The organism is Segatella copri (genome assembly GCF_009495355.1).
Lineage (GTDB): Bacteria > Bacteroidota > Bacteroidia > Bacteroidales > Bacteroidaceae > Prevotella.
The window spans coordinates 1-18,506 of sequence record NZ_VZAD01000024.1 but is presented as its reverse complement, the minus strand read 5'-3'; the positions used below and the strand labels follow the sequence as shown (position 1 = coordinate 18,506).

At 45.4% G+C, this 18,506-nt stretch carries 17 protein-coding genes and 1 pseudogene; 11 read left to right on the top strand and 7 right to left on the bottom strand.

Annotation, left to right across the window (positions count from 1 at the left end):
• Together F7D20_RS02690 and F7D20_RS02685 are read right to left on the bottom strand one after the other, a co-directional pair.
• Nucleotides 1-620 (bottom strand): chromate transporter (locus tag F7D20_RS02690; protein ID WP_158462742.1); only part of this gene is annotated, 620 nt, incomplete at its 3' end.
• Nucleotides 621-667: 47 nt separating this feature from the next.
• The gene (locus F7D20_RS02685; RefSeq protein ID WP_158462741.1) at nt 668-1,204 is read right to left on the bottom strand and encodes a chromate transporter; all 537 of its coding nucleotides are present in this window, start codon (nt 1,202-1,204) and stop codon (nt 668-670) included.
• Nucleotides 1,205-1,412: 208 nt separating this feature from the next.
• Here F7D20_RS02685 and F7D20_RS02680 point away from each other — a divergent pair, with 208 nt between their 5' ends.
• The 7 genes from F7D20_RS02680 to F7D20_RS02650 all read left to right on the top strand — a co-directional run bounded on the left by F7D20_RS02680 (nt 1,413) and on the right by F7D20_RS02650 (nt 10,732).
• The gene (locus tag F7D20_RS02680) at nt 1,413-2,639 is read left to right on the top strand and encodes a nucleoside permease (protein ID WP_158462740.1); all 1,227 of its coding nucleotides are present in this window, start codon (nt 1,413-1,415) and stop codon (nt 2,637-2,639) included.
• Nucleotides 2,640-2,684: 45 nt separating this feature from the next.
• Nucleotides 2,685-3,257: a bifunctional nuclease domain-containing protein gene (locus F7D20_RS02675; RefSeq protein WP_022251508.1), complete on the top strand. Its 573-nt coding sequence runs from the start codon at nt 2,685-2,687 to the stop codon at nt 3,255-3,257.
• A 10-nt stretch (nt 3,258-3,267) separates the two neighbouring features.
• Nucleotides 3,268-3,996: a 16S rRNA (uracil(1498)-N(3))-methyltransferase gene (locus F7D20_RS02670; RefSeq protein ID WP_022251509.1), complete on the top strand. Its 729-nt coding sequence runs from the start codon at nt 3,268-3,270 to the stop codon at nt 3,994-3,996.
• A 24-nt stretch (nt 3,997-4,020) separates the two neighbouring features.
• Nucleotides 4,021-5,394, top strand: coding sequence for a DUF4836 family protein (locus F7D20_RS02665; RefSeq protein ID WP_367383903.1), 1,374 nt, complete (start codon nt 4,021-4,023; stop codon nt 5,392-5,394).
• A 57-nt stretch (nt 5,395-5,451) separates the two neighbouring features.
• The gene (locus F7D20_RS02660; RefSeq protein ID WP_217758839.1) at nt 5,452-6,096 is read left to right on the top strand and encodes an ATP-binding cassette domain-containing protein; all 645 of its coding nucleotides are present in this window, start codon (nt 5,452-5,454) and stop codon (nt 6,094-6,096) included.
• 51 nt (nt 6,097-6,147) lie between these two features.
• Entirely contained in the window at nt 6,148-7,347 is a 1,200-nt protein-coding gene (locus F7D20_RS02655) for an ABC transporter permease (protein ID WP_158462739.1), read from the top strand.
• A gap of 172 nt (nt 7,348-7,519) precedes the next feature.
• On the top strand, nt 7,520-10,732 hold the full coding sequence (locus F7D20_RS02650) for a TonB-dependent receptor (protein ID WP_158462738.1): 3,213 nt from the start codon (nt 7,520-7,522) through the stop codon (nt 10,730-10,732).
• Nucleotides 10,733-10,882: 150 nt separating this feature from the next.
• On the opposite strand, the gene F7D20_RS02645 is transcribed toward F7D20_RS02650, so the two are convergent.
• From F7D20_RS02645 to F7D20_RS02630, 4 genes are read right to left on the bottom strand one after another with little or no spacing between them, the layout of a single operon-like run.
• Nucleotides 10,883-12,205: a serine hydrolase domain-containing protein gene (locus F7D20_RS02645; protein ID WP_228114081.1), complete on the bottom strand. Its 1,323-nt coding sequence runs from the start codon at nt 12,203-12,205 to the stop codon at nt 10,883-10,885.
• A gap of 4 nt (nt 12,206-12,209) precedes the next feature.
• Nucleotides 12,210-13,277, bottom strand: coding sequence for a chorismate synthase (gene aroC / locus F7D20_RS02640; RefSeq protein ID WP_158462737.1), 1,068 nt, complete (start codon nt 13,275-13,277; stop codon nt 12,210-12,212).
• 58 nt (nt 13,278-13,335) lie between these two features.
• Nucleotides 13,336-13,956, bottom strand: a complete 621-nt coding sequence (locus F7D20_RS02635) for an FKBP-type peptidyl-prolyl cis-trans isomerase (RefSeq protein WP_158462736.1) — start codon at nt 13,954-13,956, stop codon at nt 13,336-13,338.
• Between the two features lie 40 nt (nt 13,957-13,996).
• Nucleotides 13,997-14,272, bottom strand: coding sequence for a hypothetical protein (locus tag F7D20_RS02630; protein ID WP_158462735.1), 276 nt, complete (start codon nt 14,270-14,272; stop codon nt 13,997-13,999).
• 402 nt (nt 14,273-14,674) lie between these two features.
• Between F7D20_RS02630 and F7D20_RS02625 the strand changes: the two genes are divergently transcribed.
• From F7D20_RS02625 to F7D20_RS02615, 3 genes are all read left to right on the top strand, one after another.
• A complete protein-coding gene (locus tag F7D20_RS02625) occupies nt 14,675-15,034 on the top strand; it encodes a hypothetical protein (RefSeq protein ID WP_158462734.1) in 360 nt (119 codons plus the stop codon).
• Nucleotides 15,035-15,252: 218 nt separating this feature from the next.
• On the top strand, nt 15,253-15,747 hold the full coding sequence (gene fldA / locus F7D20_RS02620; RefSeq protein ID WP_158462733.1) for a flavodoxin FldA: 495 nt from the start codon (nt 15,253-15,255) through the stop codon (nt 15,745-15,747).
• 64 nt (nt 15,748-15,811) lie between these two features.
• A complete protein-coding gene (locus tag F7D20_RS02615) occupies nt 15,812-16,189 on the top strand; it encodes a DUF2023 family protein (RefSeq protein WP_022251520.1) in 378 nt (125 codons plus the stop codon).
• A 679-nt stretch (nt 16,190-16,868) separates the two neighbouring features.
• Here F7D20_RS02615 and F7D20_RS02610 read toward each other — a convergent pair.
• Nucleotides 16,869-18,119: an ATP-binding protein gene (locus F7D20_RS02610; protein ID WP_158462732.1), complete on the bottom strand. Its 1,251-nt coding sequence runs from the start codon at nt 18,117-18,119 to the stop codon at nt 16,869-16,871.
• Nucleotides 18,120-18,347: 228 nt separating this feature from the next.
• Between F7D20_RS02610 and F7D20_RS02605 the strand changes: the two are divergent.
• Nucleotides 18,348-18,449: pseudogene (locus F7D20_RS02605) on the top strand (LOG family protein); the annotation flags it as partial.
• Between the last annotated feature and the right edge of the window lie 57 nt (nt 18,450-18,506).

Sequence of the window (18,506 nt, the reverse complement as noted above, 5' to 3'; positions counted from 1 at the left end):
GTATAAATTTTCTGTGGAATAAAAGAATCTTCCCCCTGGTTTATCGGCTGAGCCATTATCAGTCCCAAGCAGCCAAAGGTCAGCATCAGTAGGATAGGGTTGGCTTTCTTGAAAGCGGTGAGATAGAAAGCCAGTACGAAGATGGCAATACTGATTCCGAAGACATTGGGATTGTCCTGAGGTGAGCCAAAGTTGTCTTTGTTCATCAGCAGAAGTGCGGCGGCAGCAATGAGTCCTATGATGGCAGGGCGCAGTCCGGCAAAGATATCTTTCACTATTTTAGAGTCCTTGTGTGTCATCAGATAATGACTGATGAGAATCATGATGACGAAAGGCAGCCACATGATAGACAAGCTGGCGAGAATAGCTCCCAGAATCGCCGCCCATTCGGGATAACCAGCATGCAGGGTGGAAGTGTAACCCACGTATGTGGCGCAGTTGATTCCGATAGGTCCCGGTGTAGACTGGCTGATGGCTACGATGTCAGTAAACTCAGCATTGCTGAGCCATTGGTTTTTTACGACAGTCTCGTTGTGAATGAGCGACAGCATGGCATAGCCACCTCCAAAGTTGAACGTACCTATTTTCGTGAATATGATGAATAATTTCAGAAATAACATAGTCTTTGTATTTTACTTTTAAAAGCAAGAATGCTCTTTTTACCTTTTTACTCTTTTACCTTTCTCATTTTTCCATACAGCCATCCCAACACGCCAGCCGCAATGATGATGTAGATGGGTGAGACGCCTAAAAGATAGATGAGGGCGCAGCTGGCTACAGGAATCCAGGCATTGTAGCGATTTATCTTGGCAGTTTTTGCCATTTTGAAGCAAGGAGCAGCGATGAGGGCTACTACTGCCGGTCTGATGCCGGCAAAGAACTTCTCCACCCAGTAGTTGTCCTTGAACTGTCTGAAGAACATGGCAATGATGATGATTGCTATGATGGAAGGCAGCGCAATGCCTATAGCTCCCACGATGCCTCCCCATATTCCGCGCAGCTTATATCCGATGTGACTTGCCATATCGATGGCAAAGATGCCCGGTGTGGCCTGTGCCACTACCATAATATCCATAAATTCCTGTTTGTCCATCCACTTATGGCGGTCGACAAACTCTCTCTCCATAATAGGAATCATGGCATAGCCACCGCCCAGGGTAAAGGCTCCTATCTTATTACACGTAACAAAAAAACTGAATAACATCTCTCTCTTATTTAATTAAACAGGCTGCAAAATTACACATAATTTGTTAAATATCCCGTGTTGGAACGGATAATTTTGCGTTTTGTGTTTTTATTTCAATAATATTCGTTATCTTTGCAGTTATATAAATAACCCAAATTTCGCATGTGTCGGAAACAGGCAACATCTGTCCGAAACCTGCGGAAACAGAAAAAATACTATTACCAAAATGAACTTGAAAGTACGCTTAGCGTTATTGAACTTCCTTGAATTTGCAGTATGGGGAGCTTACCTGACATCTATGGGGACATATCTGGGAAAAATCGGAATGGCTTCTCAGATAGGATGGTTTTATGCCGTACAGGGCGTGGTGTCTATTTTTATGCCTGCTCTTATGGGTATTGTTGCCGACCGTTGGGTGCCGGCACAAAGGCTGTTGGGCTTCTGTCATCTCATGGCTGCTCTCTTCATGTTTGGTGCAGCTTATATGGGAATGACCGGTAATCTTGGTATGGTATTTTGGATCTACACACTCAGCGTGGCCTTCTATATGCCTACGCTGGCTTTGACCAACTCTGTGGCTTACAATGCCTTGACTCTTGCGGGTATGGATACGGTAAAAGACTTTCCTCCGATTCGTGTGTTTGGTACGGTAGGTTTCATCTGTATGATGTGGTTTGTCGACTTGATGGGATTCCAGCCCAATCAGAATCAGTTTGTTGCTTCTGGTGTGGTCAGCTGCATTCTGTTCCTTTATACCTTTACGTTGCCAGCATGTCCTGTCAGCGCCAAGGGTGAGACCAAGAGTTTTGTGGATGCCTTCGGACTGCGTGCCTTCTCTCTGTTCAAGGAGAAGCGCATGGCCATCTTCTTTATCTTCTCCATGCTGTTGGGTGTAAGTCTGCAGATTACCAATGGCTTTGCCAATCCATTCATCACCTCGTTTGGAGCCGACCCACAGTATGCGGGTACCTTTGGTGTGAACCATGCCAATATCCTTATTTCGCTCTCTCAGATCAGCGAGACGTGCTGTATCCTGCTGATACCGTTCTTCATGAATCGTTATGGCATCAAGAATGTGATGCTGATAGCCATGTTTGCCTGGGTGTTGCGATTCGGTCTCTTCGGAATAGGCAATCCTGGCAGTGGTGTATGGATGTTTGTCCTTTCCATGTTGGTTTACGGTGTGGCCTTCGACTTCTTCAACGTTTCAGGCTCTCTGTTTGTCGACAAGACCACGGATTCTTCTATCCGCTCCAGTGCGCAAGGACTCTTTATGTTGATGACCAATGGTATCGGAGCCACAGTAGGAACCCTGTCGGCTCAGGCTGTTGTCAATAGTTATACCGATGCAAATGGTGTGACCCAGTGGGCACCATGCTGGCTTATTTTTGCCGGTTATGCATTGGTAGTAGCAGTATCTTTTGCTGTTATATTCAGACCCAAGAAAGCTTAGTCATATTCCTGAGGATGCGACTGGGCAAATAAAACTGAAAGAAAAATGTGTAACGTAAGATTAAAATTCAAAGGATTATCCCAGATCTTGGGATCCGACAATCTGGTGTTGGCTGTGCTTGTGGATGTGGCAGAGCAACGTCAGTTGGTGATACCTTGTGATCGCCATCAGGCCTATCAGATCAGGTTACGCATGGATCCCAATATGTTAAAGGAGAGAAATGACTTGCTTCCTGAAGTGTTGGCAGAACTGATGCCATTTTCATTTCTTCTCACCTATCGTTTCGAAATCTATGCTTTGCATGAAGGCAAGTATATGTCATGTCTTCGTAACACAGAGACAGGCGAGAAGAAGAATATACGCTGTACGGATGGCATCCTGCTGTCGCTCATTACCGGAATGGAGATTTATGCCGATCGTGGTTTGATGACCAAACAATCGGCAGAATACAATCCTAATTTCACACAGATGGCTGTGCCAGTGAATGTCATCACCGACAAGATGTTGGAGGAGTCATTACGCAAAGCTATAGAGAACGAAAACTACGAGTTGGCTTCCAGCCTGCGTGATGAGCTGAAAAAGCGACATCCCAAGGGAGATAAACCAGAAACAAACTAATGACAGACTGATGAAAGAGACCAGATTTTTCTATGTGCCCGATGCGGCTACCGAGACCGAGATGCCAATGGATGAGGCGCTTCATGCCCTGAGAGTATTGCGCATCAAGAGTGGTGACGAGATGTTCCTGATGGACGGTGTGGGAAACTTCTATCGTGCCGAGGTGACATTGGCTGCCACCAAGCGCTGTATGTATGAGGTGAAGGAGGTGATGCCGCAGCAACCTGCCTGGCGTGGGCATGTCCACTTGGCCATTGCTCCTACCAAGATGATGGACCGTATAGAGTGGATGGCAGAGAAGGCTACCGAGGTGGGCTTCAACGAGCTCTCCTTCCTGAACAGCCAGTTTTCCGAGCGCAAGGTGATGCGGACCGTAAGGCTTGATAAGATCATAGTCTCTGCAGTCAAGCAAAGTCATAAAGCGTGGAAGCCCATTGTCAACCAGATGGTAAATTTCCGCGACTTTATCAATACACCCCGCAAGGGCAGGAAGTTTATCTGTCATTGCTATGAGGAAATAGAGAAGAAAGACCTCTTTACAGAACTCACAAAGGCCTGTCCTGATGAGGATGCTGACGTGACGGTGCTCATTGGCCCTGAAGGTGACTTCTCGATAGATGAGGTTCGTATGGCTGTCAAGGCAGGATACGAGTCAGTGACATTGGGCACCAGCCGACTTCGTACCGAAACTGCCGGACTGGTGGCTGTGACGATGGCCAATTTGGCTCGTCGTCTGTAGAGAGAGTTGAAGAGTATAAAGATTATGATGCAAATGAAAAATGTTTTTCTTTATGCCATCGCATTTCTGCAAATCGTGCTGATGGCAGCTTGTTCGGATAACGATTACCTGAATGCCATACCATCCAAGAGCACTGCCCTCATTTCGGTAGACATGCAAACGACGGATGGTGATGGCAAAGGGGTAGACAAAGAGAATATTCTGAAGTCGATGCTGCATGTGGAGAATGTTTCCGACTGTGGTATCGATGTTACAGAGAAACTCTACCTTTTTGAAACTGTTGATGGCAACTTGGGACTCTGTGCCAAGGTAGCCGATGAGGACAATATCAGTAATTGGCTCAATCAATTATCCCAAAAGCATATTTGCACAGAATTGACAGAGCGCAAGGGTTTCCACTTTGCCGTGCTGAAAGATTCATGGCTGGTAGGCTTCTCATCTAAGGCGCTGCTTGTCATGGGACCAGTAGTGGCAGATGCCCGTGCTGACCTGCAAAGACAAATGGTAAGGTTTCTTAATGCCGACGAGGATGCAGGTGTCAAGTCGTCCAGACTCTTTGCCCAACTCGACAGCATCGATTCGCCCATAGCCATGGTGGCTCAGGTCCAGGCTCTGCCCGAGAAGTTTGTTGCACCTTTCACCCTTGGTGCTCCCAAGGATGCCGATGCTTCACAGATAGTAATAGCCGCAGGCATGAAGGTAGAGAATGGTATTCTGAAGATATCGGGCAAGACCTTCTCTTTCAACAAAAGCATTAACCAGGCCTTGCAGCAGTCGCAGACGGTTTATCGTCCTATCAAGGGTGACTATGTGAAGAGTATGCCCAATGATGCCTTGGCAGGTATCTTCATGAATGTGGAAGGAACCCGTTTCCTGCCTTTGGTGCAGAGCAACCAGGGACTGCAGACACTGTTGATGGGCATCAATGCTGCTATCGACATGGATAATATCATTCGAAGTGTGGATGGCGATATGGCCATTGTGATGCCATCGTTGGGTACCGACAATATGCAGATGACGATGGCGGCAAGGCTGAGTCATGCCAAGTGGCTTTCGGATATAGACTATTGGAAACAGTCGTGTCCCAAGGGAAGCACCATCGGCAACTGGAAGAAGAACGCCTACTGCTATTCCAGTGGCAAGACCAGTTTCTACTTCGGAGTATCTGACGACAAACAATTCTTTAGCGGTAACGACCAGCTTTCGGCAGAATACTCCATTCTTCCTTCCAATCATCCCGTCGACCAACGCATCCAGCAAATGATAAAAGGTCAGAAGATGGTCATGGTTGTCAATCTGGGAAAGGCGGGCTCTGGCGATAATGCCTTGCAGGCTGTGACAGGACTCCTGGCTCCATTGTTTGGACAGCTCAAAGCCGTGGTCTACACTTTGCAATAAAGAAATAAGGTATACAACATAAAAACTTTAAACATATACAATATATAATATAAAAAAGTGAACACAATCAACTTTCGTTCCGTTCTCCCACAGGTCTTCGCCCAGCGTGATGACCTTCATTCAGAGATATGGAGTCAGGATGTCTCTTTCGAAAAGGGACATCTTTATCTTGTAGAGGCCGACAGTGGAAAAGGCAAGAGTACCTTTTGCAGTTATGTGGTTGGCTATCGTCACGATTATAGCGGCAGCGTGATGTTTGATAAGGATGATACGGCCGCTTATAAGGTAGCCAACTGGGTAGAGATACGCAAGCGCCACATCAGTCATCTGTTTCAGGAGTTGCGTTTGTTTCCAGAACTTACGGCGATGGAAAACGTAGAAATCAAGAACAAACTCACAGGCTTCAAGAGTCGTCAGCAGATACTCCAATGGTTTGACATGTTGGGAATAGCCGACAAGGTGGATGCCAAGATAGGTCGCATGTCGTTTGGACAGCAGCAGCGTGTGGCTATGATCCGTTCTCTCTGCCAGCCCTTCGATTTTCTTCTTGCTGATGAACCTATCAGTCATCTCGACGACAATAACTCACGTATTATGGGCGACATTATGATGGCGGAGGCCAAGGCGCAAGGTGCAGGCGTCATAGTTACCAGTATCGGAAAGCATATGGACTTGCCTTACGAGAAGACCTTGATGCTGTAGAGAGATTTATAACAAATAGTACTTCGTACATTATATATATAATAAGGTGTAATGGAACTCGTTTGGAAATTATTACGTCAGCATATCAGCATACCACAGTTTGCAGGTTTTGCCTTTGCCAACCTTTTCGGTATGCTCATCGTTCTTTTCGGCTTTCAGTTTTACAAGGATGTGCTGCCTGTCTTCACCCAGCAAGACAGTTTTATGAAGGCCGACTACCTCATCATGAGTAAGAAAATAGGTATGGGCAACACCCTCAGTGGTCGTACCAATACCTTCTCGGGCAGTGATGTGGACGATATCTCCTCGCAAAAGTTTGTCAAGAAGATAGGAAAGTTTACCTCTACCGAGTACAAGGTGGATGCCTCGATGGGTGTCAATGGCGTGAATGTGCTCAATAGCGAACTCTTTTTCGAAAGTGTGCCCGACGGTTTTGTCGATGTGCCTCTCAAGGATTGGAAGTATGAGCCAGGTAGTCAGGAAGTGCCCATCATCCTTCCGCGTACCTATATTAATATGTACAACTTTGGTTTTGCACAGAGTCATTCGCTTCCAAAGATCAGCGACGGATTAATGGGAATGATAGATTTCCATATTTTCATTCAGGCAGGTGGCAAGAAAGAACAGTTCAAAGGAAAGGTGATCGGCTTCTCTTCTCGCCTCAATACCATACTTGTGCCACAGGCATTCATGGACTGGAGCAACCATGAGTTTGCTCCCGAAGAGCATAGCGACCCTACACGACTTATCGTAGAGGTGGGCAATCCTGGAGATGAGAATATTACCAAATACCTTGAAGACAATGGCTATGAGGTGGAAACCGATAAGTTGGATGCCGAAAAGACCACTTATTTTCTGAGGATGATAGTCCTGATGGTCATGGTGATAGGTTTGGTTATCTCTGTGCTCAGTTTCTATATCCTGATGCTCAGCATCTACCTTTTGGTACAGAAGAACTCCTCCAAGTTGGAGAACCTCTTGCTCATAGGTTATAGTCCTGGCAATGTGGCGATGCCCTACCTTTGGCTTACTATCGTTCTCAATGTGGTGGTGCTCCTTGTGGCATGGTGCATCTTGTTCTTCATCCGTGATTATTACATGGATTTTATAGAAGCCCTTTATCCCGATATAGAGGAAGGAACCATGTGTCCCGCCATTGCTTTGGGATTGGTTTTGTTCTTGATAGTATCGGTACTCAACATGATAGCAATCCGCCGCAAAGTGATGCGGATATGGCTTCGCAAAGACTAAAAAGCTGTAAGAAATCCACACTAAAACGTTAGTGTGGATTTTTTTTGCATAAAAAACTTTTTTTTTTCATGTCTCTGTAACATTTATATCAAAAATTTTGTTTAAATTTGCAGCATAATATAAAAATAGGAAGTTTATGCTTCCTCATTATTAACTAAATTTCATTTTTAGTATGCAGAAAAGATTGCAATTGCTTATCGCCATGCTGGTGCTCGTAGTTTCGGTGGCTATGGCACAGGTAACCACCTCTGGTATCAGTGGTAAGGTGACATCGCAAGGCGAGGAAGTCATCGGTGCTACGGTGACAGCAACCCACCAACCATCAGGTACTGTTTATCGTGCAGTGACCAACATGGATGGTCGTTTCTCAATCCAGGGTATGCGTCCTGGAGGTCCTTACAAAGTAGAGGTATCTTACATTGGCTATCAGTCTAAGACGTTCAAGGATGTTTCCTTGAACTTGGGTGAGAGCCAGAACCTTTCTTGTTCTCTCCAGGAGGATGCACGCGAGTTGCAGGAAGTTGTAGTGTCTGGCAAGGCTGGCCTTAACGGTACTAAGACAGGTGCTGCTCAGAGTATTAATGCGCAGCAGATTGCTGAAATGCCAAGTATCAGCCACAGTATTGCTGATATTGCCCGCATGAATGCTCAGGTATCTACCAATGGTCAGTCTGGCGCCATGTCTTTTGCTGGCACCAACAACCGTTACAACTCATTCCAGATTGATGGTGTGATGAACAACGACGTGTTTGGTCTTACCCAGAATGGTAGCAATGGTGGTCAAGCAGGTAGCCAGCCTGTATCTATGGAGACCATCGAACAGATTCAGATCAACGTGGCTCCTTTCGATGTTCGTCAGGGTGGTTTCACTGGTGGTGCCATTAATGCGGTTACTAAGAGTGGTACGAATGTGTTCCACGGAAGTGCCTATTTTGATGGCAACAACGAGAGTTTGGTAGGTCGTCACTACAAGATGCAGGACGGCACGATGTCTAATCCTTACGACAAGGAGAAGGAGACACGCTTTGGTTTCACCTTGGGTGGTCCTATCATCAAGAACAAGTTGTTCTTCTTCGCCAACTACGAGAATACCAATAAGTCTTATCCTACTCAGTATTCTTTCGGTAGCGAGGGTGCTAAGTTTGATTCCGACCTTGCACAGCAGATTCTCGATGCTTACAAAGCATGGGGTAAAACTGATGATGGTGGCAACTATGAGTATAATGGAACTTGGGCCAACAAGGACAAGTCTATCAAGAGCCAGAAGGGTGGTTTGAAGCTCGACTGGAACATCAACGACTTCAATAAGTTCTCTATTCGTTGGAGTTATGTAGACGCTAAGCAGTTGTTAGGCTTGGGTGGTATGGCATCATTGAATACTGCCGACCATCTCTATGAGTTCACCTCTAAGACTCATTCTTTCGCTGCTGAGTTGCAGAGTCGTCTCTCTCCATACACCAGCAATGAGGCCCGCTTGTCATACGTTCGTGTTCGCGACAGTCGTAGCTCTGGTGCAGCAGCGCCTTCTGTGACTATCTATAATGTTGGTAACGGAACTGTCAACATTGGTAATGAGTACTCTTCTATGGCCAACAGCCTTGATCAGGACATCTTTACCTTCGAAGACAACTTTACATGGTATCGTGGTAATCACACCTTTACTTTCGGTACTCACAATGAGTTCTATAAGTTTGAGAATCTCTTTATTCAGAATCTCTATGGTTGCTATTATTTCGATTCTCCATCAGACTTCTTCAAGTATATTGATACCAAGAATGGTCAGTTGATTAAGAACTTCTACTATACCACAGCCAATAAGGATGTTACCGGCAAATCTCTCTGGGCACCATCATTCGGTGCAGGTCAGTTGGGCTTCTATGTACAGGACAAGTGGGATGCTACCAATAACTTCCAGCTCACCTATGGTCTTCGTATGGAGATACCTTTGTTCTTTGATACTCCTACCGAGAATAAAGAATTTAATGACTGGGCTGCAGCTGCGGGCTATGACTATCGTACCAATCAGAAACTTTCCAGCACTCCTATGTGGAGTCCACGTGTAGGTTTCCGCTGGGACATCAAGAACGACCATAAGTATATTCTTCGTGGAGGTATCGGTATGTTTACTGGTCGTATTCCTTTCGTATGGTTGAGCAACAGCTTCACCAACACTGGTGTGCAGTTCTCTTCTTACTCTGTAAAGAACAATGCCAATGTATCTCTTATCGTAGATCCTAATAAGCAGGATAAGAATGCAGAGCTTCTTAAAGCATCTGGTAGCCAGTTGGTCAATGTGTTCGACAAGAACTTCAAGTTCGCTCAGAACCTGCGTATCAACTTAGGTTTCGACTTCCAGGCTTTGGGTATTGACTGGACTGCAGAGGCTATCTTCAGCAAGAACCTGAATGATATCTATTATCAGAACATCGCTTACGAGCCAACAGGTCAGACTCTGGGTCAGGTATCAGATATGCCATGGGAGAGCCGTCCTATGTATCATAAGGTAGCATCTGCCGGCAAGTTCAGCAATATCTATGCTATGCGTAATACCGACAAGGGCTATTCTTACAACCTGTCTTTGTCTGCTACCAAGCACTTTGACTTCGGTCTCGACTTGAATGCTTCTTACACCTTCACAAAGGCAAAGGCTATCAGCAGTTCTATTTCTTCTGTGGCTCAGAGCAACTGGCGTAACAACCACTCATATCGTTTTAGCAATGATCCTGAGATGGCAAACAGCGCCTTCAATGTGCCTCACCTTGTTAAGGCTTCTGCCTTCTATCATCTCAACTGGGGACCAAGCAAGCTCTTTACTACAACTGTTGGTTTGATTTATCAGGGTCAGAGTGGTGCTCCTTACTCACTCTATTATAATGGTGATGTCAATGGCGACGGTGCAAGCAATGACTTGATTTTCGTCCCTACAGATGCTCAGATCGACAAGATGCCGTTCTCGAATGTGATGAAGGCTGACAACAAGACAGTGAAGTACACTGTAGACGAGCAGCGTGCCAACTTGAAGAAGTGGTTGGCCAACACTCCTTATCTGAAGGATCATCGTGGTGAGTACTATGAGCGCTATGCTGATAACTTGCCTTTCGAGGGTCATTTCGACTTCCACTTCGGTCAGAAGTTTGGTATCAAGGTAGGCAAGCAGATTCATGCTCTGGAGGTTACTATGGACATTCTCAATGTTGCCAACCTGCTTAACAATAAGTGGGGACATACTTATGGCAGCAGCTATAACAGCGAGTTTGTTTCTCCAATTACTTATAAGGATAATGGTACATACCAGTTCGATAACGATTCTACCAAGCCTATCAAGTACTATAGCGACTACTACAGCCGTTGGCGTGGTCAGGTTGGTGTGAAGTACACTTTCTAATTGATAAAGTAGAAAACATCATAAAAACAAAAAAGGATACATCCAGTCAGGATGTATCCTTTTTCTGTTTTATGGGTTTCTTGCTGAGTTCTTTCTTGTTTGTCGGCTTTGTCATGCCCGTTGTTTTTTCTTCTTTCTCTTTCTGTGTTTTTATTTCACGTGCAGGAAGAGGTCTTGCTTAGGCATGCTGTCCATGTACTTCTTGCGCATCTTCTCAAAGAAAGCCATCGAGTCGTTGGAGAAGCCATGTCCCTTCCATGTCGATGTGTTGGTGATGAGAATCCAGCATTGTCCGTCGTCGTATTTCAGAATCAGGGCTGAGGTACCTGCAAGTGATCCTGTTCGGATCCAGGGACGTCCTTTCTTCGGTGTGTAGTTCCAGCCGATGGAGTATTGGTGGTCTGGCTGTTCCCGGGTCATAAAGTCCACGCTCTTCTTGCTGAGGATGTCCTTTACGTGGGGCATACCGTCTATGCTGGCTATCAGTCGGCTCAGCTCAGCTGCCGAACCGCACCATGCTCCGGCTCCTGCCAGACGTGGGATGTCTGTGTCGCCATAACATTTCTCCACCATTCTACCGCTGTTGTTGTATTCATATACAGGGATGCTGCCTTGGTGCATGTAGTACTTCGTCTCATTGGGACGTCGGTCCTTATAGTAGGTACCGGCGATGTGCATGTCGTAGCATCCGGCAGGGTTGAGTACGTACTTCTGCATGTAGTCCTCATATCTCATGCCAGTCTTCTTCTCTATAATCATCGAAAGGAGGATATATCCAAAGTTGGAGTAGCACTTGCCTTCACCAGGCGTATATCCTAAATGCCGTTTCAGGAGAATCTTGAGCAGCGTAGGATGATCGGGAGGCGTAGTGAGACGGTTCTGCATCATGATGTAGCGGGTGGAAGATATCGGGTCGCCGGCATAGTTGGTAAATCCAGCTTGATGGCGCAACAGTTGTTCCACGGTGATGTCGTAGTACCGCTTGTCCTTGATGCTGTTATTATATAAGGTGTCTCGCAGAATTCCCTTGGGTCCGAAAACCTTGTCGCCCATACTCAACTTCTTAGCTTCCCAAAGTTTCATGATGCCCACGGCAGTGATGAGCTTCGATACCGAGGCATATCTCATTACCATGGATGGTTGCATCTTGATGCCTTTCTCCTTGTCTGCCCATCCGAAACCTCGTGCATACAGCAGAGAGTCGTTGCGGGTGATGACCAGTTGGGCGCCATTGATTTCCCATCTCTTCAGGTATCGCTCAATGAGCGAGTCCATTTCGTGGTAGGCTTTGCCTTCAGAGAGTGAGTTGTTGAGTGAGTCGTTGAGGTGAGCCTTAGGCAGTGTATCGGCAACCGATGCTTTGTTGTCCGAGCAACTTGTGACGCAGCGTCGTGTCAGCAGAGAGATGCCGATAACCATGACTAAGCAAATAGTAAATATGCGTTTCTTTCTGAGTCTTCTTTTTCTTTTCATTATCTTATAGCTTCACACTCTTGTTGACGAGATAGCTGTCGAGGATGACCATGGCTGCCATGGCTTCCACCACTGGAACGGCTCTTGGCAGAACGCATGGATCGTGCCTGCCCCGTGCTGTCAGCTTGGTGGCATTGCCTTCCAGGTCTACGGTGTCTTGCTCTTTCAGGATGGTGGCAACAGGCTTGAATGCTACCCTGAAGTAGATGTCCTGTCCGTTGCTGATGCCTCCCTGTATGCCTCCACTGTGATTGGTGGCAGTCGTGATGCCTGGTACGAACTTGTCGTTCTGCTGACTGCCTCGTGCCGTCACACCGTCGAAGCCTTCACCGTATTCGAAGCCTTTCACGGCATTGATGCCCAGCATGGCTGCGCCTAACTGTGCATGCAGTTTGTCGAATTCCGGCTCGCCTAATCCTACCGGGCATCCCTTGATGACGCATGTAATCACGCCTCCTATGGTGTCGCCATCGGCTTTCACTTGGGCGATGAGCTCTTCCATCTCTTTGGCTTTCTGCTGGTCGGGGCATCGCACGATGTTGTCCTCTGTCTTGCTTAAGTCATACAGATGGTAATCTCTTTCCAATGCGATGTCGCCTACCTGAGATGTGTAGGCAGTGATGCTGATGCCCAACTGCCGCAAGGCAAGTTTTGCCAAGGCTCCACCTACGCATCGGGCAATGGTGATGCGGGCAGAAGAGCGCCCTCCACCACGATGGTCGCGTATGCCATACTTATTATAATAGGTATAGTCGGCATGCGACGGACGGAACAGGCATCGCATGTTCTCATAGTCTTGCGAGTGCTGGTTGGTGTTGCGTACTTCGAAACCGATAGGTGTTCCCGTACTCTTGCCTTCGAACACACCACTGAGAAACTCCACCTTGTCGGCTTCGTTGCGTGATGTGGTGATATGGCTTTGTCCGGGTCGACGTCGATTCAGTTCATTCTGTACAAACTCCATATCGATATCTATGCCTGCAGGAAATCCGTCGATGACACCGCCCACAGCCACTCCATGACTTTCGCCAAAGGTGGTGAGGGTAAAGAGATGACCAAATGTATTCCTCATTGTCTATATGTTGTTAAAGTTCTTGCTTAGTTGATATGTTGACCTTTTGAAGGAAGAATTAGTGGCAACCGCAGTGGCCTTCGCCATGATGGCCTTCACCGCCACAATGACCTTCACCGCCACAATGACCTTCACCGCATTCGCCTTCACCGCAGTGTCCGTTGCAACCGCTACATCCGCCGTGGCTTTCTCCGCTCATGAGCTTTGCCATTCCTGCCACTTCCTCGGCAGTAGCCTCGCGGCTCTCAGTTATCTCACCCTTGAAGTTGAGTATCTTGCCAGCCAAAGGATGGTTGAGGTCTATTTTCACCTTGCTGTCACCGATTTCCAATACCACACCATTGAAGCGGTTGCCGTCCTCGTTCTGCAGAGGAATGATGGCACCTACCTGTACGTGCTGTGCGTCAAACTGGCCGTTGATGGTGAAGATTTCCTTCTCTAACTCGATGACACGCTCTGCATAGTGTGCGCCATAAGCCTGCTCTGGTGTAAGGGTAAAGTCGAAAGACTCGCCTTTAGCCAGGTTGACTATCTGCTCCTCGAAGGCTGGCAGTGTTACACCCATGCCGCTAACGAAGATGAATGGGCGCTCGTCGCTTGTCTGTTCGATGAGGTCAGACTTACCATCTGTGATGTCGTACAACTTGTATGATACGCTGATGAATTTGTTTGATTCCATGTTAATTCTTTATTATTATTATTGTTGTTATTATTATCTGTTATTTCTTCTCTCTCTTTTTGTTCTGTACATCTTTCACCATCTCCATGCGTTCCAAATAGATGGGGCGCCACTTGTCGATGATGTCTTGCAAGTTCTTGCTCTGCTGTGATGTCTGGGCATACTCTTCCGAGTCAGTCTTGCCCTCTTTCTTCAGGTCGAGCAGATGAGCCAGTAGCAATTTCTGTTGCTCTTCGGCAGCTTTTAGCTGGTTGTGCAATCTTTCAAGGCTTTCCATGAAGGCAAGCGCTTTGTCTATATGATTCTGTTCTTCCATTGATTCTGTTTGGCTTTATATGTATTTTTTTAGTTTGCAAAGATACAAAATCTTGCTGAGACTAACGAATGAATCGCTCAAAATGTCGCATTATTGCTGCTTTGTATTCTCTAATATAGCCGAAGCAATGGTTGTAGCCAGGTGATTAACAATGGTGAAGCTAAAAGGCTCAGAGAACTTTGCTTATGTTAGTTATTTTGTGTGAAATCTTACGAAAAGTAAGCCAGAAGGGGATATTCATGTTGATTTATATCAAAAATACGACTAAAAGTCTTTCTTTTTAGCTGAAATGTTTGCGTGCACAGCATATTGTGTGTATCTTTGCAGTGTCTTTCAGAAAGACATACACAAAGAGATTAGTAAGGATAATGTAGAATTAAAGAAAAGAAAGGTAAAAAGATTATGAAGAAATTGATGATTTTGGCAGTAGCATTGTTCAGTATGACAACTACTTTTGCAGCAGATGAGAATGCAAGTGCAACAACAGCAACAGCTGCTTTCAACATGAATGTAAACATGAACAGCTTGTCTGATGCTCTCGGTTTGAACATCGACCAGGTTGAGGCTGTAGCTGATGTACACAAGAACTTCACTGCAGATATGATGAATGCTGCCGTAGCAGCAGGTGACGACCGCAAGGCTATGATCGACAAGGCCATCAACAAGGACTTGAAGTACATGCACGTCATCCTTTCAAACACTCAGTATCGCAAGTATCTGATGTTGCTGAACGTCACTCTCGTAAATCGTGGCATCAAGTAAGACTTTTATGTAAAGTAAGAGAGAGATTATATGAGGAGAACTGCGGGCAGAGCAATCTGTCCGCAGTTTTTTTGTTGTTGATAGAACCAGCCAAAGTCGAGTCATAATATGTAGGTATTCATGCCAAACCATTATTTTTAGGTATTGCGGCATTGGGAAAATCGTCGTATCTTTGCAGCCGTAAACAAGAAATAATGTAACTAAAGTAATTATAGCGTATGAAATCAACAATTGTAATTTATGGCTCTTCCACAGGAACCTGCCAGAGCATAGCAGAGACAATAGCCGCTAAGTTGGGCGCCAGTGCAGTAGATGTAACCAGCATCGACGAGGCCGCCATCTCAGATCATGACAACCTTATTTTGGGAACTTCCACCTGGGGAGCAGGCGAGTTGCAGGACGACTGGTACGATGGCATCAACCTGTTGAAGTCAGCAGGTCTTTCTGGCAAGACGGTCGCTCTTTTCGGTTGTGGCGATGCTGAGTCTTATCCTGATACCTTCTGTGGCGGAATGAAGGAACTTTATGATGCTGCCAAAGAGGCAGGTGCCAATGTACTCGAAGGAGTATCGACAGAGGGTTATACTTTCGATGACAGCGATGCAGTTGTAGATGGAAAATTCGTAGGTCTTTCTCTTGACGATGTCAACGAGGACGATAAGACCGAGGAACGCATTGATGCATGGCTTGAGGCCATTAAGCCTTCACTTTAATGTAATGCGGTATAGGAGAATGCTCCTGTAACACAGTCATTTTTTTAACTAACAGACGGATATTATGCAACAGAAAGAAGTGATGCCAACGGACATGAAGGTTCTGATGAATCATATATATGAATATAAAAAAGGTGTACGCCGCATGGTGCTTTTCACCTTCAACGAGCGATTTGAGTCTTTTGCCATAACCCGATTGCAAAGTCAGAACATCAGTTATATCGTTCAGCCTGTGGGCAATGGTCGACTGAACTTGTTCTTTGGCAAGCCTGAGTGTCTGGATGCTATCCGTCTGATGGTTAACAAACCTCTCAGCCAACTGACACCCGAAGAAGACTTTATCTTGGGTGCCATGTTAGGCTACGACATTTGTGCACAGTGCGAACGCTATTGTGAGCGCAAGTGTCGCAAGGCTCAGGCAGCGGCCGGTCTTACGAATTAACTGTTTGAAGCTTTTAGATAGATATATTGATTTTGATAAAGTAGAATCTTGTTCGCTAATAATAAAGAATTCATAATGTTTTTGTATAAATGTATTAGGCTGTCCGTGAGGATGGCCTTTTCACTTTTTAGGGAAAACGTTGATTCTGGAGACGTAAAGTAATAAGACTCTTGTTTTCGACATATTGCTTTTTATAAATGCTGATTTTTAAGTATTTATGCTGTTCTTATAAATGCTGATGCAGCAAAAATGCCTGCTTATGGCACAACAGTGCTCTTTAAGTAGCACTTATACAGAAAGGGAAGTAAATGTTTTCTTTAGCCTATAAATCTATGTTCTAAAGTATCGAACTTATGTTCTAAAGTTTAGAACTTGTGTTCTAAAGTTTAGAACATAGATTTATCTGTGGTTTAACGATTTTAGTCCGCAAAACAGAACAAAGACAAGGCTTTGAATAGAACTTTTATAGGCTAAATAGAACATTTACGGCAATAGTTGAAAACTCCCATTAATATGATTTTTCGGCAAAAAATGCACATTTTAAATATGTAGGAAGGAATGGAAGCCTGTAAGTGAAGTACTCAGAAACAAAAGCAAAGAGTGGAAGAACAACAACTTGGATTAACAGTAGTTCTTCCGCCCTTAAAATTTATTCTATCACCTTCCCGCTAAAAGAAAATTACTTCAGCATCCATTCCCAAGCAGGAATTATATGCACCGTCTTACCATCTATGGTAAGCTCCTCTTTCTCATTCAGCGTAATGATGTAACCCTCAGACAAATTATAGATTTCCATCGCCTCTTGCAGGCCCTCGATTTCACGCTTGCGAGTCTTCTCATCATCCATCTTCACCGTAACCTGGTAAGCCTGGGTAATCCTTACACCTTCTCTCACCACAAAGTCACACTCTTTCTTGTCGGCATGATAGAACAAGTCGTAACCCCTTCTCAGCAATTCGATGAAAACGGCATTCTCCAGTTTTACACCATTGTTATCCGTGACATTAAAACCCATCCTGCTGATGATGGCATTATCTATAAAATACACCTTCTTCGGACTCAACATCTGGGTCTTTACCGATGGAGCATACTTCAGCAGCTGGAATATCATGTAGGTTTGCTGAATATATTCCAGATAGTTCTTGATGGTTTCGGGATGGCGGATGCCTACTATCTTTCCCAGCGAGTTATAGGTAACACGCTTGGTGGCATTGCTGGCAAGATAAAACGCAAGTTCTTTAATTTCCTTGTCATTCGTAAGACCATTGCGAGCCATCACATCCCGGAAGATAATGCTTTCATAAAGTGAAGATAGATAACTGACAGAACCCGTCTGAAGATATTTCGGGAAACCACCCCTCTCCAGGAAATCACAGAAATGACCCAACAGTTTGGAACGGCTCGCCATCAGATAGAAATCCTTCTGCGAAGGCTCAATATGCTCCAGCTGCAGATATTCGGCAAAAGAGAAAGGATAAACCTCTACTGAGATATAACGCCCTGTGAGATGAGTGCCCATCTCCTTGCTCAGCATCCGGGCATTGGAGCCAGTCGTCACCACCTTATTGCCTTCATTGTAAAGACGCCTCACAAAGGTTTCCCAACCCGCAATGTTTTGAATCTCATCAAAGTAATAGGTGTGCTGCTCGCCGAAAAGCTCAAAGAAGCATTCCTGCAAGGTTGCAAAATCTTCAAGCTTAAAGTTTACGAGACGCTCATCGTCAAAATTGAAGAAGAAATCTTTCTCCTCCAACTTATCACGCAGTTGCTGCAGCAACACCGACTTTCCACATCGTCTTACACCTGTTATAATAAGGATTTCCGTGGTGGTAAGCCATTCCTCTTCTATGTGTCGAGGAATAGCATCCTGCATAAGATGCTTGCAGTTTTCCTGCTGCTCAAATATAATTTGTTTTAACAGTTCTTTCATTGCTCCACTATTTTATGAATTGCTCCACTATTTTATGATTCGTGGGCAAAAATAAGAAAAATATCTGAAAGCAGCAAGAGAAAGCCCCAAAAAACTTTCATTCTGAATGAATACTTTTGTTAAAAACCTTTCACTCAGAACGAATACTTTTGCCTAAAAACTTTCATTCATAATGAATAGATTCTGGTTTTATTCCGCCAGCAGCTTCTCTGCCATTGCCTTACCCTGAGCGACATCTTCGTAGCCCTTCCTGGCGGCATCGGCACCCTGGACGAAATCTTCACCATCGCCGCCGCCCACACCATCAGCTACCATCACAAGATGGTGATTCCTACCCCAGTTCGGGATAAGAATAGTTCATAAAAAAGTTGGTAGTCTCACAAATAT